Source organism: Ruminiclostridium hungatei, assembly GCF_002051585.1.
Classification (GTDB): domain Bacteria; phylum Bacillota; class Clostridia; order Acetivibrionales; family DSM-1351; genus Ruminiclostridium; species Ruminiclostridium hungatei.
This window is the reverse complement of the sequence record NZ_MZGX01000009.1, coordinates 58996-82845: the sequence shown is the minus strand read 5'-3', so window position 1 is coordinate 82845 and position 23850 is coordinate 58996. Positions and strand designations below refer to the sequence as shown.

Genomic DNA, 23850 nt, shown 5'->3' with positions numbered 1-23850 from the left:
AACGAAGTGAATTTTAAAAAAGTATTTATCAAACAATTTCTTGCACTGGTTCTAATTGCAGCAATACTGACCACATCTGCAGGCCTTACCCTGTGCTATGCAGAGGCACCGGAACAGCAGCCGGAAGAAGCTGTTGCAAAGGCCCATGCGTGGCTGGAAACAAGTCAGAATGCAGACGGAAGCTGGGGGGATAAGGCTACCGCCTTCGTTGACACCGGAGAGCTTGCGCAGTATCTCTCGGATAACGGGGTACTTCAGGAAGGGCTGGAAAAAGCAATTGCCTGGCTGGAAGCTCTTGTGCCTAAGAACAATGATATGGCAGCAAGAGCTTTGCCCTTTGTGGGCAATGCCGGCAAACATTCAGTCCTCAGGGCAGACTTGCTCCGCAGCCAGAATAAGGACGGCGGCTGGGGAATCTTCAAGGGCTATGAAAGTGATGTGCCGGATACAAATCTTGTTCTGGGGGCATTGCTGAAGGAACAGGCTCCCGACCTGGAGAGCATGAAAAAAGCGGTTTCCTATCTGATAAACAGGCAGATGCCCGACGGCTCCTGGACCTTTACCGATGCCGGTGACACAACGGTGGCGCTGGTGGCCGGTACGGTCATTACCCTGAATTCCTTTCAAACCAAAACAGGACTTACTTCTCCGGAATTGCAGACTGCAATGAGAAAAGCGGGAGAATATCTGATAGCTGTCCAGCAGGAGGACAAGACCTGGGGAATGGATGAAGCCGCAGCAGCGGACACCCTGCTGGCCTACAGGGCGGTGCTGAACACCTTGGGTGCAGATGCCGCAGGAAATATTGACAGCGATATTCTGAGAATCCAGAATTCCAACGGAAGCTGGTATGACAGTCCATATCTTACGGCTCTTGCTCTTGAGGCACTTCAGGAACGGCAGGATATGCCTTTTGCAAAAATCAATTCCATAAAGCTGTATAAAGTATCAGGGGATATCCGTGAGGAAGGCTACAGCTTTAATGCATACGAGTCCTTTGAAATACAGGCCGAGACTTCCGTCAGCAATACGGAGGCGGAAATTTTATATTTCATCAAAAAGCAGGATGGAAGCATTATCTCTCTGCAATCGGATGGATTGCCCGGTTGGAACACTAAAAACAGTGCTCCGGGAGAATATTCCGTAATTGTACAGATGAAGGACAAGGCCAGCGGTAAAATAGTTGCAAACCAGGAAAAACGGTTTGTAATTGATCCGTATTTTAAAATCGGCAGTGTCGTATTAACAACCGACCCGGAAAATATAAGAATAAACAATCCCTGTACTGTGGATGTGAAAACCACGCTTGTAACCGAGTCAAACATAAATAAAGCTATAACCTTCAAAGCATGGGTAATTGATGCCGGGGCGGTAATCGAGGAAGAAACCGGAACCATTGAATGCAAAGCCCCAGGGCAGATAGAGAAATTCACATCAATAACCTTCAGTCCGGATGTGTCTGCTCCGAAGGATTACATAATCAAAACCCAGGTGTTTGAAGCTGAAACCCTGCTGGCAGAAGGCGAAACTACCTTCAGCGTATTGCCTCCCCTGCCTCCGACACGGATAAACTTTGAGCAAAGTGCAGGCAAGACAGTTCTGTACCCTGGTGAAGACTCTGTCTCCCTGCAGTTCAATCTGACGGGAGAGGGCACACCTGAGCTGCCTCAAAGAAATCCCATAGATATGGTCCTGTGCATAGATGATTCAGGCAGTATGGAATGGGGAAACATAGACGAATCTACTACAAGGCCCTGGAGGATAGATTTTGCCAAAGAGGCGTCCAGCCATGTCATTGATTTGCTGCAGGCAAACGACCGTGGTGCGGTGGTGGAATTTGCGGGAAATGTATGGGTTCAGCAGGATATTACGGAAAACAAGGACCTCCTGAAAACAAAAATAGCCCAGACGCCCGCATCGCCCTGGAACGGCACGGCCATAGGACTGGGGCTTCAAAGTGCCAACAACATTTTGAACACAAACAGCTCCCAGTCAAGGACTAAGATAATAATTCTTCTATCCGACGGTGTTGAAAACGTATGGTCTGTGTCAAATGTCATAAATCAGGCCAACCTTGCAAGGGAGAAAGGCTACAAGATATATACCATAGGGCTGGGGGCCGGTGCGGATCAAAATCTGCTGAGCACCCTTGCAAGCATAACAGGCGGTAAATATGTGTTCAGTCCAACAATGGAACAGCTTGATAAGATGATGACGGAGCTGGCAGGTGAAATCTTTGATACCGCAGGAAAGAACATAGCACTTGAAACCACACTTCCTGCCGGAAAAATGACAGTGGACGCCTCAAAAATAGTGCCGGCGCCTGTAAGTGTTTTAAATGGCACAGACGGGGCGATAACTCTGAAATGGACCATGGACAGACTGGTAATGGGAGGCATGAAGGTCTTCGGACTAGATTTCAAGGGGACGAACCTTGAGCCAGAGACAGAGATTACTCTGACCCGCGATACCAAATTGACATACCTGGACAGGAATTCTTCCCTTGTTACCCTGAAGCTGCCGGATGTCAAAATACCTGTAAACATATATATGCTTGATTCAAAGGTTTCAACCGATAAAGCAGGCTATGGGGCAGGTGAAAATGTGACAGTAACCAATGAGGCAAAAAATCTTACGGATTATCCCGCGGCTCTTACCGGCAGGGCAGAGATACTGGACAGCAGCGGAAACCTTGTGAAAGTCGTTGGGGAGGATGAACACGGCGCATGGGAAGCAGGACAGACCAGGACTTTTGCTTTCTCCTGGAACACGGGCTTAACCATGGCAGGCACATATACAGTACGGATTACCTGGAGCGAGGGGCAAAAGGTAATAGCTGCTGCCCAAGCCAGCTTTGAAATTGCAGAGGCAGCAGGAGCTTCAGCCTCTATGACTGTGGACAGGGAGAAATATACCTCTGATGAGGAGGTGTATATGAACGAAACAATAAGAAACAGCAGCGTCAACAGCATACTAAGGGGGCTGGCGGTGCGGACCAGTATAAGAAATGCAGAAGGGGATATTATCTGGACCGGGGATAGCCTGCTTCAGGAATTGCTTCCTGACAGCAGGACAGTATTGAAAAATTCCTGGAATACGGGTAAAAATTCACCGGGACAATATACCGCCCATATGGAGGTGTACAAAGGTGAAACGATGCTTTCCGAAAGCAGCAGCACCTTTGAGGTAACGGCTGAGGCAGAGGGGATTCCCGGAGTCTCGGGAACCCTTGCAGTAAAGAAGAAAAGCATATACCGCGGGGATGACGTCAACCTGGCATATACAATCAGCAATACGGGGAATACGGCTTTGGAAGCTGTTACCGCAAGGCTCAGAATAGTGGAGGCCGCCACAGGAAATGTACTGGACACCATAACGGAGCAGGTAGGCCTGAACATATCAGAAAGCCGTTCCGGAGAAAAGATATGGGTGCACAGTCCTCTGAACACCGGAAACTATATGGTTGTATTTGACGCCCTGTTTGCTGACGGAACCGTGACAGCTCTTGCAAATGGATACTTCACGGTTGAGAAGCCTTCAGTGCTGCAAAGTGAAGCATTTAAAAACACATTATTCTCCGGGAGCACCGGCGATGCCCTTTGCATGTACCTGTACAGTACCGATATCCAGGGGGATATAAGGACGAACAAAGCTTTTGAGTTCTCGGGAACAAATCTGACCGTAAGCGGGATTTTATCCAGCTTTGGTACTATAACCACCTGGGGAGGCAAAGTACAGATCGGCCAGAAGAAAACCGAGCCTGTGGTGGTGGAAATGCCTGATGCTGTGGCGGAAATCAGAGAGATAGCAGCTTCTGATGGGAATATTCATAAAAACGGATTGATGATTACGGATTATGGAAAGGGAATCAAGCTTTGCAAATCGGAAATTAGTGATGAGAGTATTCAAATAAACGGCACAAGCCTTGAAAGTGACGGCTATATTGTGGCAAACGAAAGTGTTTCCTTCAACCTGAACACCTTCGCAAGCACTGCTCCGGAAGGAATTGTAATCTGTTCCGCAGATTCGGACATATCTATAAATGCTTCTACCGCAAATATAAAGGGAATTATTTATGCTCCCAACGGAACGGTATATATAAATACCAGTACCTTCAATCTGGAAGGTAAAATCATTGCCAGGAGAATAGTTATAAACTGCTCCAGCTTCAAGGCGGCAGCTTATGAAGGGGCTATGGATTTACTGGATGTAACTCTAAGCAAAAAACAGGAGGACAACTGAAATGACATATAAGAAACCTGTAAAAATCATTGCAATGGTGCTGCTTGTGGCGTTTTCGGTTACTTTCGGGCTCCCCACACAGCAGCTTGCACAGGCCAGACAGCAGGAGCAGGCAGTACAGGCTAAAAAGGCAGCGCCTGCCGTCAGGCATGAAAAGCCCTCTGCTCAGACTAAGCTTGGGAGTTTTGCGGAGGAACTTAATAAATGGTATGAAAAGCTGAAGGCGGATGTGGCCGGCAACGATTTCGGCAGTTTGAAAGCAGATGTCAAAAGTGCAAGAAAAGCATTGCAAAATATCCGAAAAGATATAAATACCGAGCTTTCAAACAATGAAAAGACGCTTAAAAGGCTGTCTGCCAAAAAAGCTCAGGGCAGGCATGATATATACAAGACACAGATTAACACTCAGTTGGATGAATTTTCTGCAATTTTTGAAAAGCTGGATTCGGTCTCGGCTGTTCTGAATAAGCCTAAGAGCAAAGATATTGACAGGCTGAAGGAAAAAATTGAAGAAATAGGGGGGCTGCTCAATCCCGAACAGCCCCAGCAGACGCTTGGAGCACTTCCTTATGACAATGTAGTCCTTGAGCCGCCTGTGCCGTCAACAGGAGCCGGAGCTGCCGGAGGTTATACCGGGACTTCCGCGGGTACGGAACCCGTCAGCCTTCCCAAAGTACCCACCCAGGAGGATCTTGCAGAAACCGGTGAGATTCAGTTCTCGGATAATGTAAAAAACATTGCAGACGGTTTGAGTACAGTGGTTGAAATATATGAGTATGTTAAAAATAATGTGGACTTTATTCCATATTACGGCTCAAGGAAGGGTGCCGGCGGAACTCTTGGGCAAATGGCCGGAAATGACTTCGACCAGGCCTCATTGTTGATTTCCATGCTCAGGTACAAAGGGATTCCCTCCAGGTATGTCAGAGGAACTGTGGAGATACCTATTGAAAGGGTTAAGGAATGGACCGGGGCGGAAACAGAAGAGGCTGCAGTCAGAATACTTGGAGCAACGGGTATTCCATCAGTTGCCCTGGTGTCCGGAGGAGTGATTTCTGCCGTAAGAATTGAGCATGTGTGGGTCCAAGCCTATGTCCCATATGAAAATTACCGCGGAGTTGGAAAAGGCACAGGGAAGAAGATGTGGATTCCTCTTGATGCCAGCTTTAAGGAATATGTGAAGAAAGAGGGTCTGGATGTAGAAGGGCTGACGGGCGTAAGCAGGCAGGAAATTGAAAATGCCTTTACGCATACGGGAACAGTGTCCTCTGACAAAAATGCCCTGTCGAGAATAAGCACCGACACACTTCAGCAAAAGCTTGAAGAGCAGAAGCTGGCCATAGAGGAGTACTTAAGCGAGAACAATATAGAGGCACCCCAATGGACGGATATATTCGGAGGCTATGAAATAATCTCCCAGGAGCTGGGCCTGCTTCCGCTGACCCTGCCCTATAAAACGGTGGCTGTGCTTGGAGAGTATCAGTCCATTGGCAGCGAGTTCAAGGACACAATCACGTTCAGCATTTCGGGAGCAGATCCCTATGGCCTTAATTTCGCCGGGGGAAAGGATTTTGAATATACCTCCGAGGCATGGAGGCTATATGGTAAAAAGCTCACTCTTTCATGGATACCTGCAACTCCTGAGGACGAAGTAATATTAAAGCAATACGGGGGAGTATTCAAAACTCCTGCATATATGGTCCAGCTTAAACCTGTATTAAAAGCCGACGGGACAGTGGTGGCTGCGGGAAAAGCGGTGGGAATGGGCTACCGTCAGCAGTTTACCATTACCTTGAAGATTCCCGGACAGGCAGAGCCGGAGAAAATATCCAATGCGGTTACAGCAGGAAGCTATTACTGCGTAGGTCTGGATTATGACAAAATAGCACCTGACGAGTTGAAGGACATTTCAGAAAAGCTGCAGGCACTAAAGGCTTCAATAAACGAGCAGAATATATACAGTGACGAGGCCATGGGTGAAATACTCAATGGGGTGGCCAAAACGTATTTTGCACAGTTGGATATTTACAATAAAATGCTTGAAAGCCAGTTTGGAGTCAAGGCCTCCAGACTTTTAAGCGAAGGTATCACAGGTTATAACGCAGATGTGAAATACCTGTTTATGACGCCTGTGGAGCTGGCGGAAGGAAGCATGTACATTGATGTTGACAGGGACGTGCACAGCGTAATGAGCATAAACGGAGACCGTGATTCTGAAAAGGCTTTTATGCTGGCAGCGGGAATCATGGCGTCATCAATGGAGCATGCGGTATTTGAGCAGATGTTTAATACACCTTCCGTTTCAACAATAAAAATACTTGGTGAGGCCAACAGAATGGGTATACCTGTGTATACCATAGACAAGAGCAATATATCCTCCGTTCTTCCAAAACTGGAGGTGTCAGGCAGTGTCAGGACAGACATTTCAAATGCCGTAAACAGCGGCAGGACGGTTACCATCCCCCAGAGGAATATCCATTACTTTGACTGGTCGGGTACGGGCTATGTTGTGCTGAACCCGGAGACGGGTGCCGCAGGCTACATGATAAGCGGAGGAACTGCGGGAGGCTCCATGAGTATCAAGCAAATGCTCATGGAATATGTAGAGGGAGTAATAGCCGGAGTTTTATTGATGGTAATGCTGGAATTGGCAGAGGCCCTGGCTGTGGCACTGATTCCCGGAGCAGGCTGGGTTGCGGCGGTGTTTATGGGAATAAAGCTGGCGCTGGTTGCAATGTACGTTTACAATGTGATTACCATAGCATACATGTATTTTGCAACGGGAGATAGCTACTATTTGCAGGAGCTTATTGTACAGTTGGCGGTTTTTGCCACACTGGGGCTTATTTCCAAACCCCTGTCCTCAAGAATATCTGAAAATATAACAATGCTGGAGCAAATGGCAAGAAGCGAGGATGCCTATTACAGGTACACCGCTGACAGGGGATATTCAAGAGAGACGGCCACGGATTACTATCAGAAGTCAGGAACAAAAGGACTTGAAGAGGCTCAGAATACACTGGATGCTTTCAAAAAGGAAAATGTATCGAAAGAGAATGTGGCCGATGCGGGGAAAAATCTGGACAGTGACGGAATTAAGACCTATAAGGATATAATAGAGGACAACTCGGGCAAGTTTGATAATGCGGATCAAACCAAGGTACTGGATATTTTGAAGCAATGTGAAAACAAGGCTGAAATGGAGTCCTTGAGGAGCAATGTTGATGATTTGGCAGGCAAGGGAATTGAGCCGGGCGAGTATGACAGCCTGGGATTAAATTCCCCCGAAAGGGTAAGCAGGGTTGAAGATGCCCTGGACCCGGTTGACGGAGTACCCAGAAATGAATTGACGGAGGTCACCGAGCTGGTCAGAAAGGATCTGAAGTCATCGGAGCCGGAGGTGGCTTTAAGGGAAGACACGGAAGGCGGAGTGCTGGCCAACTCGTATACTGATGCTGGAGTTGATACCTCCGCACCCACATATCCTTCCTTAAGCGGAAGCTGGCACAGGGTCAACGAAAGCATGAGTGCATATTCAAGGGAATACCAGACGCAGATAACCGGCAAGACAGGGGAAGCCTGGATTCAAAACGGTGTCAAGTATGATGGCATGAGAGAAGGAACCCTGTTGGATGCAAAAGCAAAATATAATCAATTTGTTGACAAAAATACCGGCAGATTTTATGATTGGTTTAAGGGGAAGGATGCCTTGGTAAATGAGGCAACAAGACAGATAGCTGCCTCCGAGGGAGCCCCGGTCAAATGGTATTTTGCTGAAAAAGGAGCACTTGATGCCACCAGAATATTATTTGCCGAGAGGGGTATCGAGGGTATTGAGCTTATATTCCAACCAAAGGATTAATGAGGTATAGATAATGATACAGACGTATACGATGATTTTGTGGGCCCATCCTGGAAAAGAGGATTTTGAGACTGTTGTGAAAAAAGCATATGCTGCATTGCAGAGTCTTGCAAAATATGGTGAGGATATTAGTCCCAACTACCTTACGGTATCCCGGAAAAAGGATGCGAAGCCTTTTGAGTGGAGTTTTGAAGCCTTCCGGGAGCTGGTGGCAAATAGCGTCAATAAGGAGGGCGGGAAGGTTTTTACCGAACTGGGCTATACCTTCAGCTTTTTCTCATCACTCAACAATAAAGAGTCGGCAGGGATAAGCATGACCACGGGAATAACTGATCCCAGGTTTAAAAATACATTTACGGTTAATTTCCCACAAAGTTACCTTATGTCAAACCCGGACAAGGCTGAAAGGACAGTGTCTGCTTTTACGGACTGTATAAGAGCCTTTGAGCCTTACTGGGGCTGTGTGGCAAATTCCGCAAACTCATTGAGATTTTCCGGATATTACAGGGAGGGCTTGCCCACCGCATTTCATTGGCTTAACTATTTTGGCCGGGAGATTACCGAAAAGCTGGGAAAAGAAAAGTTGGATAAGCTTCCCATACATACGGCCAGAGCTGTTGAAGACGGCTATTTATTAAGACTGGACGAGGCTCCTCTGGATGATGAAAACAGTGAAGCTGTAAGCAAACAGAAGCAAGTAAATGAGTTTTTAGGCTTAAATAAATTTACCGGACAGACTATTTAGTGAACCCTGGTAAATAAATGGATGTTCTCCCCGGATACAATACTGTTTCGGGGATTTTCTTTTTTATGGGTAGGAAAAACAACAGAATAGTGCAATAATATAATAAAGCGGTTATGTTGACATAGGGAGGTTGGTGATTTTATGGAGAAAACCAGATTGGGACGTACGGGTCTCTTGGTGACCAGATGCAGTTTTGGGGCACTTCCCATACAAAGAATATCTTTTGAGGAAGCAAAAAAAATTCTGGTAAAAGCATATGATAACGGAATTAATTTTTTTGATACGGCAAGGGCGTATAGCGACAGCGAGGAAAAAATCGGCTATGCCCTTTCCAAAGTCAGAAAAGACATAATAATAGCTACAAAAACCTTTGCCCAGGATAAAAAGACCTTGTTGGAACACCTGGAAACAAGCCTTAAAAATATGAAAACAGATTATGTGGATATACTCCAGCTCCATAATCCGGCGCAGCTTCCGGATGTCAATGATCCTGACGGTATTTATGCAGGATTGTTGGAGGCCCGGAAAAAGGGTATGGTACGTTTTATAGGCATAACCAATCACAGGATAAATACAGCCATGGAGGCAGTGGCTTCGGAACTTTTTGATACAATGCAGTTCCCTCTGAGTTCTCTGTCCTCTGAGGCTGACCTGGAGCTGATTGAGCAATGCAGGAGGCATGATGTTGGACTGATAGCCATGAAAGCAATGTCAGGCGGGCTGATAACCCATGCTGCGTCAACCTTTGCATATCTGAGGCAGTATGAAAATGTTGTGCCCATATGGGGAATCCAGAGGGAAGCGGAACTGGATGAATTTCTGGAACTGGAGAAGAGCCCGCCCGTTTTGGATGCTGACATATGGGAGATTATTAACAGGGACCGGGAGGAATTGGCCGGAAACTTCTGCAGAGGCTGCGGCTATTGCATGCCATGTCCCGCAGGTATAGAAATACCTACCCAGGCCAGGATATCCCTGCTTTTAAGAAGAGCGCCCTATCAGCAGTTCCTTGCTGAGAGCTTCAAGGAGAAAATGGAGCTTATAAACAAATGCATCGAATGTGGTAAATGCAAAGAACACTGTCCATATAAGATAGACACACCTAACCTTTTGAAGCGGCAACTGGAAAATTATACCGAGTTTTATAACGCTCATATGTAGAAAATATATTTAAACTGATTGTTTGGCGGATTCCATTTAATTAAGTTTAAATACTTTTATAGCCGTCGTTGCATTTTGGAGGATGGAAAAGGTGAGTGTAAATAAAAAGGGTAAAAGAAAGCTGGTTTTAAATGAAAGAACTTTTTATTGGTATGTAAAAGAAGATATGGAGGACTTGGGAAATATTAACCTATATATTATTTCCGATAATAAAAAGTTTTTTGTAAGGTACAGGGTTGGGCAATCCAAGCAGGTAAAAAGCCCGGTTATTTTTATCCAGGGTACTGAATTTGAAGGCTTGAAAGATGTGGATAAAGGGTTGAAGCGGGCGGTAACGCCACACTGGGAAGATGAAATCATAACCCCGGGTTTGGTCAAAACCATAATTGAGTGGTGCTATGCACCAAAGCATGAGCTGACGTTCGTGGACAGGCAGGGGAATGAGGGAGCAGCCATGAAAATATAAGTTTTCAGGAGGATTGCAGCCACATAGCATGCAATAGATAGCACTATTATATTACAGTACGCGAGTACAACTAAAATAAATGACTGCTTCAGTTAAAACAAAATGCACAAATTTGTAAGTGAAGAATAAATGACTTAGCCGTCAAAGCAACAGGACGTTGCTTTGAGCATCAATCGAGACAGGAAGTCGAGTATTGTGCGGCGGCTAAAAGCTTTATTTTAAGCCCAACTATTGGTGTTTTTTTGTTTGTGAGCAGCCATAAAAGTATAAGTTTTCAGGAGGATTGCAGCCACATAGTATGCAATAGATAGCACTATTGTATTCCAGTACGCGAGTACAACTAAAAATAAATGACTGCTTCAGTTAAAACAAAATGCACAAATTTGTAAGTGAAGAATAAATGACTTAGCCGTCCAAGTAACAGGACGTTGCTTTGAGCATCAATCGAGACAGGAAGTCGAGTATTGTGCGGCGGCTAAAAAATTTATTCTGAACTGTACTATTTGTGCGTTTTGTTTGGGAACAGCCATTTATTTTTAGTTAGTACGGAAGTACTGGAAATATATTTATATATTGATTAGTACCTTCTGCAACCATCCGTTTCTTATAATTTTACTGGCAAACTTTTCCTGGATTCAATATATTCTTCGGGTCGAAAGCCAGTTTGATTCCTTTCATGATATCGAGTATTTCGGAATCGAGAGATTCCTTCAAATAAGGTTTTTTTGCAAAACCGATTCCGTGTTCTCCCGAAACCTGACCTTTCAATTCTTTTGCTTTTTTATACATTTCATCCATAGCCAAGGCCAGCCTTTTTTCCCATTCCTCTTCGCTGAGATCATCCTTTAAAACATATGCATGAAGGTTGCCGTCTCCGGCATGTCCGAAGCTTTTAATCCTCACTCCCACCTGCTCCTGGAGCTTATGGCTGAATTCAACTATTTCGCTGACCTTATTTCTTGGCACAACTACGTCTATTTCATCCATATAGGTTGTAGATGCTTTTATTGCTTCAAGGAATGCTCCGCGGGCTTTCCAGATAGAGTCGTTTCTTTCATCCGTATCGGAAATCAGAATATCTATGGCACCTTGTTCCAGGCAGATTTTTGCAACCTTATCATAAGAAGCTTCGATTTCTTCGGTGGAATTGCCGTCAAATTTCAGAAGCAAATATGAGTCTGCCTGATTATCAGGAAATTTTTTACCCAAAAATTCTTCAGCATCCATAATAGTCTGTCTCTGCATAAATTCAATTGCAGTAGGAATAGTCTTTGACTTGATTATCAAAGGTACCGTTCTGATGGCTTGCTCCAGGCTTGGGAAAGGTATAAGCAGGCTTATAGCTTTCCTGGGCAGTGGGAGAAGCTTTAAAGTAGCTTTTGTGATTATACCAAGAGTACCTTCCGAACCCACAATCAGATCCTTCATGGAATAACCTGAACTGTTCTTGACAACCTTGCCGCCGAAGCTTACTACATTGCCATTAGGTAAAACTATTTCCAGACCTCTTACATAATCCCGTGTGACACCATATTTTACAGCGCGCATTCCACCGGCATTTGTATTGATGTTTCCTCCGATGGTAGCAGTCTTTTCACCGGGATCGGGGGGATAGAACAGGTCGTGTTCTTCCACGTATTTAGATAGCTCCATGAGCAGAACACCCGGTTCAACAGTGACTGTCAGGTTCTCCTCATCCAAATCAAGGAAGTGATTCATCAGACTTAAATCCATAACTATACCCTTATTTATAGGAACAGCTCCTCCAACAAGGCCTGTACCTGAACCTCTCGGGGTAAGAGGTATATTATTTTCATAAGCATATTTCATCACTGCAGAAACTTCCTCAGTGGATATGGCGCGGACAACCATGTCGGGATAGCACTCTGTTCCGCCAAGCTCATCATGGCTGTAGTCCTCATTTATATTTTCCTTATATAGTACTCTTTCAGCATCACCAATAATCTGACTTACAGCTTGAAAGTCCTGTTGGTCAAATACTTTGTAATTCATACATTAACCTCCGTTCCGCTGCTAAGCAGCGGTATAATTTGTAATGAAAACCGCAAGCGGTCTTTGCTGCGCGAAGAACATCCATGCAAGCACCGAATTATTTCTTCGCGTTATTCACGTTATACTTTCCCGGATACTTTGATTTTTTCAATCAGCTTAGGCAGGATATCATAGAGATCTCCTACAATCCCATAGTGTGCAATCTTAAATATGGAAGCCTTCTCATCTTTGTTAATTGCAAAAATATAATCTGAATTATTCATTCCGGCTGCAAACTGAACTGAGCCTGATACACCACAGGTAATTATAAGTTTTGGTCTTACTGTTCTGCCGCTCAGGCCAATCTGTTTTTTTGCATCAAACCAGCCTGCCTCTATCATAGGCCTCGTGCAGGCAATTTCGCCTCCCAGAAGCTCTGCAAGTTCTTTGACAAGTGCTATATCTTCCTGTGATCTGACACCTCTGCCGGCAACAACCAGCACATCAGCATTTTCAATAAACCTTTCCTTTGGTTTGGCAACAACATCCAAAACTTTGATTTTCGAAGTCAATTTATTTTTTTCTATTGAACATTTTGTTATTTGACCTGAAGGGGTTTCCTTTCTTTCAGGGCAATTCATGACTTTATATCTTACTGTAGCTATTTGAGGTCTCGCATTAGGCGTTTGAATTTCGGCCATTATGTTTCCGCCGAAAGCAGGTCTTATCTGAACCAGATCTGTATTTTCCTTAATATCAAGTATGGTACAGTCGGCAGTAAGTCCTGTTCTGAATCTGGCAGCAACCCTTGGCGCCAGTTGTCTTCCCACGCTGGTTGCCCCCACAAGAATTGCAGAAGGCCTATTATTGTTTATAAAATCTTCAAATACAGAAGTATAGGCATCTATTTTAAAATGGTCCAATTCTTCATAGTCATATACAAATACATCATCAACTCCGTAATGAAGCAGCTCACATGCCTTGTCTTCAATTCCCTTTCCCATAAATACACAATAAACCTTGTGATTTATTTTATCTGCCAGTTCTCTTGCTTTTCCTATCAATTCATAAGTTATCGGATGAACATCACCGCCAATATGGTCCACGTAAACGGCGATTCCCTCCCATTGGGATTTATCTATCCCTTTAACCTGATCCTCTACTAATTCGGCAGCACCGGGAGGACCTTTCTTTATACAAAGCTTGCACATTTTACAGGCTCCGTTTACTTCAACAATGCCATTATTGTTTTCCAATGCACTGAAGGGGCAAACGGCAATAAATTCTTCTATATTTGTTATTTTGTTTTGATGGATTATTAATTTTGACATGGTTTGCCTCCTATATAAATTTCAATTCTTTTATTTTTACGAATAACTTTTCAGGGATATCTTCCAGGGTATTATTCCACAATTCCCGGTGATCGTTTGCTTCCGGCGGAAATATTCTTTGCACCTGTGTTGGAGAACCATTTAAGCCATATTTCTTTTCATCCTGATCGTCAAGATCATTAAAGGTGATGATTTTAATTTCGTTATTTTTTGTTGCCATCTTTTTAACATATGAAGGAAGTCTGGGCTGATAAATATCTTTATCGACAGCCAGCACACATGGAAACTCAACTTTTGCTATTTCAACGGTGTTGGCCATATCCATCTCAACAGTAATGGATTTATCAGTAATTTCAAGGATTTTCTTTACATTTGATATACTTGGAATATCGAGATATTCAGCCATTTCAGGGCCAACCTGAGCGGTATCTCCATCAGTGGTCTGCTTTCCGCACAGTATCAGATCCATATGTCCAAGCTTTGATATTCCCTGTGACAGAGTGTAACTTGTTGCAAGTACATCTGAGCCTCCGAATTTTCTGTCTGAAAGGAGTATCCCTTCGTCTGCACCCATTGCAAAGGCTTCCGTAATGATTTGTTTTGCTTGAGGCGGTCCCATGCTGACTACAGTTACCGTACCTCCGTGAGCCTCTTTAAGTTTAAGTGCTGTTTCAAGAGCGTATAGATCATATGGATTCATTTTTGAATCTACACCATCTCTTTTTAAAACTCCTGTTACCGGATCAACCTCAACTTTATTAGTTCCGGGAACCTGCTTAATGCATACTATAATGTTCATTTTAACCTCCATGAGCCGCCTGGCGGCAATAATAGTGATAAAAACTTTTTTGCGGGTTTTTAGCGTGAAAATAGTTTATGATGCAGTAAATTAATTTTCACGCTCAACCCTTATCTAAAAACCGAATAATGAACTGCAGAAATAGCTTATTAAGCCTAAAACAACTACATATATTGCACATACCTTTATGGTACTGCCGAGTATTTTCCCCTCGCTGCCCGCAAGACCTGTGGCTGCAACAGCTATGGCGATACTCTGGGGTGAAATCATCTTTCCTGCCGTTGCGCCGCCTGTATTTACGGCTGCAATCCAGTACGGATTTGCGCCGGCAGCTCTGGCTGCTTCAGCCTGAAGATTGCCGAACAATACATTTGCAGAGGTATCGCTGCCTGTTACAAATGTACCAAGAGCGCCTATGAGCGGGGCTACAAGAGGGTAGAAGGAGCCGGTGATCATAACCAGCACTGTTGCAATGGAATTTATCATACCGCTGTAACCCATAATCTTCGCCAGGGCAATGATTGAAACTATGGTAACTGTGGATTTCAGCAACTGCCTGACAGTTTTAAAAAGAATGCCGGTTATGGTTTTAAGCTTTACTCCCTGAAGTATGCCTCCCAAATATGTTGCAATAATTATCAGGGTTCCCGGGGCTGCCAGCCATGAGAAGGTATAGGGTTTTGCCCCTTCTCCCGTATAAATGGCAACAGAGGTCTTAACTGCGGACAGTGCCTGATTTACAGGAGGTATCAGGGTTGAGGAGCAGAGTATGAAAAGAAATACAAGTATGAACGGAAGCCAGGCCATTATACCCTTTTTCAGGGTTATTTTTTCCTGTTTTGCCTTTGGAGCAACTTCTATCTGATATTCCTTTGGCACAGGGGCTTTTCCTTTGAAGAGCCTTGCCGCTATAACGGTACAAACCATGGAGCAGACCGCGCCAACCACTGCCGGAAGTTCAGGTCCCAGATACTTTGCTATCAGCAGTTGAGGAACTGCAAAGGCTATTCCGGAAACCAGGGTTATTCCAAAAATGCCCTTAACGGCTTTAATTGACCTGCCTGTCAGCATTACAAGGGCAAAGGGGAGAAGAATGACCAGCGGCAGCAACTGGATTCCAACTGCATAGGACAACTGTGAAACATCAAGTCCGGTAACCTTTGCAAGTGTGACAACCGGAATGCCGATGGCGCCAAAAGCAGTAGGAGTAGTATTGGATATCAGGCATATGACTGCGGCAAACAGAGGATTGAACCCCAGTGCAACCAGAATGCCCGCAGGAATGGCTACTGCTGTTCCAAAGCCGGCAATTGCTTCGAGGAAGCCTCCAAAGCCCCAGGCAAGTATAAGTACCAGAATTCTTTTATCGGTGGTAACACCGGTAATCATCTTTTTAATTACATCCATGCTTCCGGTGTGGAGAGAAAGGTTATAAGTAAATACTGCTGCTATGATGACCAGGGTAATTGGCCAGATGGCAAGTGCCACACCTTCAAGTCCTGCGGTAAAGGTGTCCAAAAGACTGGTTTTCCATACAAAGACCGCAAGTGCCGCGGTTAAGCCAAAGGCTATGGGACAGGCCTTGTAGCCCGGCCATTTCAGTACACCCAGTGAAACAATAAGCCAAAGTATGGGTAAAAGAGCTAATGCAAATAACACAGCGATATTCATGGCTTCTCTCCTTTGATAGGTAGTATTGGTAATAGTGGATTAAATAATAATAAGAATTGCCGCTGAAATTGGTATGACCAATTTGAGTAAAAAAATAAATTTGAATTCAAACGTTATTGTGCACTTTATACATATTGGTCATACCAATTTGCATCTTTATATTACATTATCACTAATGAACTGTAAACAATAGTTATTTATTTAACTATTTATTTTGTGGGAATTTGCTTGACATCTGTATGGGAAACAGAGGCAAAGCCGCTGCTTTCAGCAATTTCGCGGCTGAGCCGGTGGAAATAATTTCTTGAGAGGAGGAGAAAGTGATGCTGATATTTTAAACCCATATAGGATTTCTTTTTATATCAATTGTGCCTTATGTATTCGGCAATGATGCCAAAATGCTGCATAATAGCTTCGTGAGTGGCTTGAGAATCCCTGTTCTTTAAAGAATACACAATCTTTTCGTGAATTTTCTGAAGTCTTGAGACATTGTCCTTGTTGGACAGGATTTCCTTTCGCCTGTCCTTTATATATATGTTTATAAGTTCTTCCAGTATATTTAATATCTGCAAGATTATACTGTTCTGAGAAGCTGCGGCTATTGTGTAATGCAGTTCCTTGTCCAGAGCAACATTCTTTTCTTCATTTTCTGTAACCGACATTTCCCGGACTATTTCCTCCAGCCTTTGCACCTGTGCGTCCGTAATGTTTTCCACAGCCAGAAGAGCGGCCTTTGTTTCCAGAGCCTCTCTCAGCTCACTTACCTGAAGGCTGTTGAACTGCTGCAGCAGGAACATCATGGACATGGATTCAGTGAGGCTTTTTGTATAATTACCCGCAATAAAGTTGCCCGAGCCCTGAATGCTTGAAACCACACCCAGAATTTCCAGTGTCCTCAAGGCTTCTCTTATTGATGTCCGGCTGACACCAAATTGTCTGGCCAGGTCCCGTTCGGGAGGGAGCTTGTCGCCTGAAGCCAGTTTACCCGTGATTATATCTGTTTTTATGGAATCAATTATTGATTCATAGGTTCTTTTTGAGGAATCGTTTTTTTCCAAGGCTAATCCCCTTTCAGTATGCTTGCTGCACCGGCTGAACATCTGACAGGCCGGAGATTGTTGAAATAACACTGAAAATATGTTATTTTCAGTATATCACATATGAAAATAACTATAAAACTGTTAAGAAGGTTATAATATGAAAAATATATATTTTTATGACACAAGCATAGGGCATATTGGAATTGCGGAAGAAGCCGGCCATATAAAGGAGTTTTTCTTTGAGAAGGATTTGTCCCGCCAGAATCTTATGGCCCAGGGGCGGTATACTTTGCTGGAAACGGCTGTTTTGAAGGAGGCTTCAGTACAGTTGGAGGAATATCTTGCAGGCCGCCGGAAAATATTTACTCTGCCGCTGGCACCTGAAGGAACTCCATTTATGAGAGAAATATGGCAATGGCTTGCCGGGATTCCTTACGGACAGACCAGAAGCTATGGCCATATAGCTGCCGCTTCCGGGAAGCCAAAAGCATCAAGGGCTGTTGGTATGGCAAATAACAGGAATCCTATCCCGGTTTTTATCCCCTGCCACAGGGTAATCGGTTCAAACGGGAAATTGACAGGTTATAGAGGCGGTTTGGAAATAAAACAAAAGCTGTTGGAGCTGGAAAAGCATTATGCGGATATTTAAACATATCCCCGGAATTATATTTTAAAGGTTATCTGAAAAATATTTTGAGAATTGGGTATATATATATTTATATACTCAATTTTTTTGCCGCAAAGCCGCTTTTCAGGTGAGAAAAAGCAGCGGCATTAATGGAGTTTCCGGTCTATTAGGCTCACAATAGGCCGGGCCCCAAATATTTTTGTGAGCCGGAAAGGCAGAGGACAACAGGCATGGGTAAATTTGAGAGATTTGAAAGAGTAGGTCTGAGAGACAAGGAAACAAAGGCGCTTATTGCTGTTTATCCAAAAAAACCGGAAGGTACCGACAATCAGATAGAATCGGATGTGAAGTACTGGTATTACCAGAAGAGCTGTTCGGCGGAAGAGGAATTAAACGGTCTTTTTGTTGACCACCTGACTGAGCACGAACTGAAGTCCATTCAATAGCGGAAATAGATTAAAGCCGGATACTTGTGTGTCCGGCTTGTCTGTGAAAGCATTTATTACGTTTTCAGTTCAGATTTTAATTTCGTCCTTCAGTAGTATTTTTGCTACGCTGATAATTTCCTCATCCACAACTCTATAGCATATTTCCAGCCCATTGCGTGAACCGGCTATTATCCCTGCCGACTTGAGCTTTGCCAGGTGCTGGGAAACGGTTGACTGGGGAAGGCCAAGACATTCCTGTATTTTGGTGACATTACAGCCTCCCTCTATCAGGCCCTTTATAATGCAAAGCCTTTGTGGATGCGCAATTGCTTTGATTTTCTCTGCTTTGATTTCGTATAATTTCAAATCAATCAAGTTGGTAACCTCCTTTAGTACCTTGCTTGAACAGCATAGCGTATATTTCCTTCGGTATCAAATGAACAGGCTCATATCAGATTCTTCGGCTGAACCCAGGAAGGAAGCAACTCCGCCGAGGGCGACTCCGTCAATAAGTTCCTCTTTCCTTATTCCCATAATGTCCATGGACATATTGCAGGCGACAAATTCTATGCCATTATTCCTGGCTTGCTGTATTAAAGCTTCCAGGGAGTAGATTTCCTTTTGTTCATCAGATAGCGTATCATTTTTGGTCCCATTCCTGCCATATTCATTTTTGACAGGGGTAATTTTTTTAATCCCTTTGGCATCATAACACTAAACATTCTGGAAATAAAGTCTTTTTTACACCGGCACCCCCGGGCTTTCTCAGTATGCTCAGACACCGGAAGGTGAAGCACATGGTGACCTTTTGACGTTTTTTCTTATTCTTGCCGTAAAAATATTTTTGCCGTAAGCTATTCCCAGCAAGGTATTTCCGGTAGTTCTGCACCAGGTACTGATATCCTCCTGAAAAGCAGGGTCGGTTGCTTTTACCTCAAGAATTTCATTGTCCTCCATTTCCTTTATGGCATTGTATACCGACATAATGGGCCCGGGGCATTGAAGACCGCAGGCATCCAGTTGCAGCTTCACCTTTGAAGGAGCCTGGGAAGCCAGGGGAATATCTTGTGTCTCGGGAGCACCGGCAGCGGCGGCTTCATTCTTTGCGGCGGCTGCATCGGGAGGAGTTCCGGGTTCCTGGCTGGATTGCTGCAAGGATGCCATATGATAGGTCTTGTAGCCTCCGCTCAGATTTTTAACATTTTTATAGCCCTTCAGCAAGAGAATCCTTGAGGCCAGATAGCCTCTTAAGCCCACCTGGCAGAAAATATAAATGGTCTTATCCCTGGGAAGCTCATCAAGCCTGTCTCTGAGCCTGTCAAGGGGAATGTTCACAGCGCCGGGAATAGTGCCCAGCATTGCTTCTTCAGGCTCTCTGACATCCAGAAGAATATCCTTTCCGGTGTCAATGGCTTCAACCTCGTCCCAATGAAATATGAAAGCAGCTTTTTTCAGAAGGTTGCCGGCTGTATAGCCTGCAATATTTACAGGGTCTTTGGCTGAGGAATAGGGAGGGGCGTAGGCCAGTTCAAGGGTTTCCAGATCGAAGACCGTCATACCTGCACGCATGGCCGTTGCAAGTACATCCATTCTCTTGTCCACTCCGTCATACCCCACGATCTGAGCACCCAGGAGCTTTCCGCCGGAGCTTCCGAACAAAAGCTTTATGGACATGGGTATGGCGCCGGGGTAGTAGCTTGCATGGGAGGCAGTATGAGTGAAGGATTTTTCATATTGCACATTGTCTCTCTTCAATATTCTCTCATTGTTGCCTGAAACGGCTACAGTGAGGTCGAATATCTTCACAATTGAGGTTCCCTGGGTACCTGCAAATTTTTCGTTGTGACCATAGATATTATTTGCGGCTATCCGCCCCTGTTTGTTGGCGGGGCCGGCCAGAGGAACAAGCGCCTGGCTTCCGCTGATAAAATCCTTTACCTCTATGGCATCTCCAACTGCATATATATCAGGATTGGAGGTCTGAAGGTACTCATTGACATAAATACCGCCTGTCTGACCCAGTTTCAAGCCTGCTGACACAGCCAGACCGGTTTCAGGCCTGACGCCAATACCCATAATAACCATATCCGCCTTCAGGGTTTTGCCGCTGGAAAGCTTAACGGCTATGACACCTTGGTCCTCCTCAAAGGCTTCAACGGCAGCCTTCAAATATAATTCCACCCCTTTGGACTTCAAATGCTGGTGGACGATGGCTGCCATTTCAAAATCCAGAGGACCGATGACATGATCCGCAAGCTCTACCACAGTGACCTTGACTCCTCGCAGGTGAAGATTTTCAGCAACTTCAAGGCCAATAAAGCCGGCTCCTGCAATAACCGCCCTGACCGGGGCGGACTTATCCACATAGTCCTTTATTCTGTAGGTATCAGGTATGTTTCTGAGAGTAAATATTCTTTCCGAACCTATTCCCGGCAGCTTTGGCCTGACCGGCTCGGCTCCCGGGGAGAGTATCAATTTGTCATAGGTCTCTATATACGTCTCATTCCGGAGCTTATCCAATACCTCCACGGTTTTATTCTGAGTATCTATGGACAGAACCTCTGAACAAACTCTTACGTCAATATTAAAGCGTTCCCTCATTTTCTCGGGAGTCTGAACCAGCAGCTTTTCCTTCTCCCGGATGACTTCACCTATGTAATAGGGGAGTCCGCAATTTGCAAAGGATATATGCTCACCTTTTTCAAAAAGTATTATTTCGGAAGCTTCATCAAGCCTTCTTAACCTTGCTGCGGCACTTGCACCGCCGGCGACGCCTCCGACAATTAAAACCTTTATTCTCATATGCCGACCTCCTGACTGATTTATATATCATTATATTAAGATTTTACGATATAAAGTATTCCATGTCAATATGCTGCTTACAGTTTTAAACATGTTTACAATTACTTGTATTTATCCTATAGGAGGAATATGCCTTATATTATGGATGAATATATATTTTCACTGGAATGCATACTATTAATAAAATTTATAATACAAATCCCTTGAAGGCATTGTATATCAAAGCTTTAAGGGAGTATTTCAGGAATATGCGGACAGGAGAATATACTTATGCCAAATGACAAAAGAAGTAAAAAAACCAAGGATAAGAAAGAGGACGGGGCTTTTCCCTCAAAAAATATCAAGCATGACCCTCAGGCTGAAAGTGCCAGAGCGAAGTTTGGAAAGGACACCCCTGCGGAGGAATGATAAAAGGCAGGCTGTTCATTTTAAGCTGTTCATATTAAAGGGTATTAAGAGGCTTCCATATCCAGTGGTTCTGGGGGAGGCCTTTTGTTTTTGGAATATAGGAGTTTATTACTTTCTATTGAAAGTCCAAGCACTATTAATACTGAGGAAACATTTTACTTCACGGGACAAATCATTTAAACTTATATTAGTGTGTCATAAGTGGAGGTCAATATGTCTATAAATAATTTTTTAAAGCCTGTTTTCGAGAAGCTCACAGATATTGCAAAAGGAATAAAAGACAATAAAAATGCAAAAGCCGCCCTGTGTATAGCGTCAGTATTTATTATAGTGGCTGCCGCCGGCACGGCAGTGCTTTTTAATAAAAATATGTCCGGGGGGGCTGCAATGCCGGCTGCGGGTACAGTTGAACCCTCCTCCGTATCTGGAGCTGCTGCCCCAACTGATATGACAGTATACGGAGCCCTTGAAAGTGCGGAAAATCCGTTGACGGAGCCATTTGAACTGACAAGGGCTGAAGTCGGTATTGGAGGCGTAAAGGCAACCGTAAGGCTTTTAATGACTGAAGGCAGGCACATAACGGACGGAGAACCGGGACCTTTCGGGAAGGAATATTATGAAGGCAACCTGGTGGCAGAGGTTTTTGACCAGAGTAACAAACTACTCTCCGTATCCGATTTGACGGGCTGTTTTTCACAGCCGCTTGTTTTCCGCAGCAGGTTTGACTTGAAAGCGGGGGATTACAATGGCGACGGGCTGCCTGAATTTACTGTGGGGCAGTATTTCTCAAGCAATTACAATGCATTTAATATATTCACTTTATCTGAAAAGGGTGAGGTCATAAAACTGCAGGTAAGGAACATTACTGACGGAATTTTGTCCAGCAACCATGACGGCTATTATTCCACAGGCTTTGAAAAAATTGGAGCGGGTGTCTTCAAAGTGTCGGTATATGATATGCAGAAGGGTAAGTATATAGATAAGGCGTATAAGTGGAACGGTCTGGAGTTTGAGCCGGATGACGGGACTGCTGCTGCTGACGGCGGTAAAGACCTGGAAGGTGACGGGAGAGAGACGGTTCAATCCGTAAAGCTTAAGGACGGCAGCAGCATCAGCAGCTCTGAACTGGTTGAAAAGCTGGACAGGAAGGATGAAACCCTTAAGTATGTATATGATAATTTGCCAAATGATATAAGGATTTCGGAGGTACATGAGGGCAGTTTTACAGGTTCAAAAAAGCCGGAACTGCTGGTTATCTTCAAGCTCCTGGGGCTGCCCCATGCAGCGGGACTGGATTACTCGGTGGCCGCTGTATTTGAGAAGGATACCCTGAGGTGGGTGACACAGCAGGGGTTTATGACTGATGAAGCACAGTTCGGTCTGTTGCAGGACAGCAAAAAAAATAATTATCTCCTGTACTCCGGGACTACCACCTATCAGGGACACAGTACCTGTACGCTGCAGCTTTTAAGCCTTAAAGATGACTGGAAAGAACTTTTGCCCACTGACAACGGTATAAATTCTCTAGGCAACCTGAAGTTCAGCATACTGGAAAAAGGCATTATAGGAGTTTTAAAACCGGTATTTGAGGAAAACACAGTCATAGGCTGGGATAACAAGTATTATATGAAATGGAATGACAAAACGGCGGAGTTTGATGATTTCATACCGGACACATATAAGGATAAGGCTGGGAAGGCATATTTTAAAGCCGCTTCGGTTTCACCGGACGGAAGCTATGCCGCCGTATCCCATGAGTGGGGTTTTGACGGGATTTCATATTTGCTCATATATGATCTGAAGCACAACTGTTTGTTAAAAAAATTTGAAATAGCTGCCATGGGTTATGGCTTTATGTGGTCACCCGACAGCAGGAGGCTTTGCGTTACCAGAACGGCGAGAATATGGATAGATGCGGCAGTTATTGATATTGGGAAAAAGTCGTTGTTCAGTATTATGGATAGTGGGATAGCCGGGTTCGAGGCCTTTAAAAAGTATGGTGTGGATTTTGACTACAAGCTTAACGAAAATAGGCCCGACCCCTATTATCAGCCTTGTGAATGGTCCCCGGACAGCAAAAAAATACTTATGTCTTATCAATGGACAGACAGCAGTTATAACCGGCAAGGCGGAAGTTTTGTATTTGACTTTGACCGCAGGACGGTTTCGGACATTACGCAGAACAAGGCCCATTCCGGGGCGGACAATCTGGAACCGGAAAAGCCCGCAGGCTTTAAGTGGTAGGCTGGTTTATTACTATAATCAGAGAGGTAAG

Annotated in this window: 16 protein-coding genes and 1 pseudogene; 9 read left to right on the top strand and 8 right to left on the bottom strand. The window is 44.5% G+C overall.

All coding sequences use genetic code 11. The annotated features are described in order from the left end of the window. Positions 1-6: 6 nt before the first annotated feature. The 5 genes from CLHUN_RS08380 (at position 7) to CLHUN_RS08360 (ending at position 10476) form a co-directional block, all read left to right on the top strand. Complete coding sequence (locus CLHUN_RS08380; RefSeq protein WP_165755707.1) at positions 7-4242, top strand: VWA domain-containing protein; 4236 nt, start codon at positions 7-9, stop codon at positions 4240-4242. Position 4243: 1 nt separating this feature from the next. Next, positions 4244-8104, top strand: coding sequence for a Tox-REase-5 domain-containing protein (locus tag CLHUN_RS08375; protein WP_080064135.1), 3861 nt, complete (start codon positions 4244-4246; stop codon positions 8102-8104). A gap of 13 nt (positions 8105-8117) precedes the next feature. Beyond that, the gene (locus CLHUN_RS08370) at positions 8118-8849 is read left to right on the top strand and encodes a hypothetical protein (RefSeq protein ID WP_080064134.1); all 732 of its coding nucleotides are present in this window, start codon (positions 8118-8120) and stop codon (positions 8847-8849) included. A 141-nt stretch (positions 8850-8990) separates the two neighbouring features. Beyond that, a complete protein-coding gene (locus CLHUN_RS08365; RefSeq protein ID WP_080064133.1) occupies positions 8991-10010 on the top strand; it encodes an aldo/keto reductase in 1020 nt (339 codons plus the stop codon). Between the two features lie 91 nt (positions 10011-10101). Further along, a complete protein-coding gene (locus tag CLHUN_RS08360) occupies positions 10102-10476 on the top strand; it encodes a hypothetical protein (RefSeq protein WP_080064207.1) in 375 nt (124 codons plus the stop codon). 612 nt (positions 10477-11088) lie between these two features. On the opposite strand, the gene CLHUN_RS08355 is transcribed toward CLHUN_RS08360, so the two are convergent. The 5 genes from CLHUN_RS08355 to CLHUN_RS08335 all read right to left on the bottom strand — a co-directional run bounded on the left by CLHUN_RS08355 (position 11089) and on the right by CLHUN_RS08335 (position 17327). Continuing rightward, entirely contained in the window at positions 11089-12489 is a 1401-nt protein-coding gene (locus CLHUN_RS08355) for an FAD-binding oxidoreductase (RefSeq protein WP_080064132.1), read from the bottom strand. Between the two features lie 119 nt (positions 12490-12608). Then, the gene (locus tag CLHUN_RS08350) at positions 12609-13799 is read right to left on the bottom strand and encodes an electron transfer flavoprotein subunit alpha (RefSeq protein WP_080064131.1); all 1191 of its coding nucleotides are present in this window, start codon (positions 13797-13799) and stop codon (positions 12609-12611) included. Between the two features lie 10 nt (positions 13800-13809). After that, positions 13810-14598, bottom strand: coding sequence for an electron transfer flavoprotein subunit beta/FixA family protein (locus tag CLHUN_RS08345; RefSeq protein ID WP_080064130.1), 789 nt, complete (start codon positions 14596-14598; stop codon positions 13810-13812). A gap of 114 nt (positions 14599-14712) precedes the next feature. Further along, positions 14713-16269 carry an L-lactate permease gene (locus tag CLHUN_RS08340; protein ID WP_080064129.1) on the bottom strand — a complete coding sequence of 519 codons (1557 nt, stop codon included), beginning with the start codon at positions 16267-16269 and terminating at the stop codon, positions 14713-14715. Between the two features lie 362 nt (positions 16270-16631). After that, positions 16632-17327: a FadR/GntR family transcriptional regulator gene (locus tag CLHUN_RS08335; RefSeq protein ID WP_165755706.1), complete on the bottom strand. Its 696-nt coding sequence runs from the start codon at positions 17325-17327 to the stop codon at positions 16632-16634. Between the two features lie 139 nt (positions 17328-17466). Between CLHUN_RS08335 and CLHUN_RS08330 the strand changes: the two genes are divergently transcribed. Continuing rightward, entirely contained in the window at positions 17467-17958 is a 492-nt protein-coding gene (locus CLHUN_RS08330; protein WP_080064127.1) for a methylated-DNA--[protein]-cysteine S-methyltransferase, read from the top strand. A 209-nt stretch (positions 17959-18167) separates the two neighbouring features. After that, positions 18168-18383 (top strand): hypothetical protein, encoded by a 216-nt coding sequence (locus CLHUN_RS08325; RefSeq protein WP_080064126.1) that lies wholly within the window; start codon positions 18168-18170, stop codon positions 18381-18383. 69 nt (positions 18384-18452) lie between these two features. Here the strand turns inward: CLHUN_RS08325 and CLHUN_RS08320 are convergent, their stop codons facing one another. The 3 genes and pseudogenes from CLHUN_RS08320 to CLHUN_RS08315 form a co-directional block, all read right to left on the bottom strand. Then, positions 18453-18740, bottom strand: a complete 288-nt coding sequence (locus CLHUN_RS08320) for an ArsR/SmtB family transcription factor (protein WP_080064125.1) — start codon at positions 18738-18740, stop codon at positions 18453-18455. 57 nt (positions 18741-18797) lie between these two features. After that, positions 18798-19072, bottom strand: a pseudogene (locus tag CLHUN_RS22785) (DsrE/DsrF/DrsH-like family protein). Between the two features lie 67 nt (positions 19073-19139). Further along, a complete protein-coding gene (locus tag CLHUN_RS08315; protein WP_340148329.1) occupies positions 19140-21167 on the bottom strand; it encodes a CoA-disulfide reductase in 2028 nt (675 codons plus the stop codon). A 270-nt stretch (positions 21168-21437) separates the two neighbouring features. On the opposite strand from CLHUN_RS08315, the gene CLHUN_RS22120 reads away from it, so the two are divergent. Then, positions 21438-21575, top strand: coding sequence for a CPC_1213 family protein (locus CLHUN_RS22120; RefSeq protein ID WP_165755705.1), 138 nt, complete (start codon positions 21438-21440; stop codon positions 21573-21575). A gap of 213 nt (positions 21576-21788) precedes the next feature. Next, a complete protein-coding gene (locus CLHUN_RS08310) occupies positions 21789-23819 on the top strand; it encodes a YncE family protein (protein ID WP_080064124.1) in 2031 nt (676 codons plus the stop codon). Positions 23820-23850: the final 31 nt, after the last annotated feature.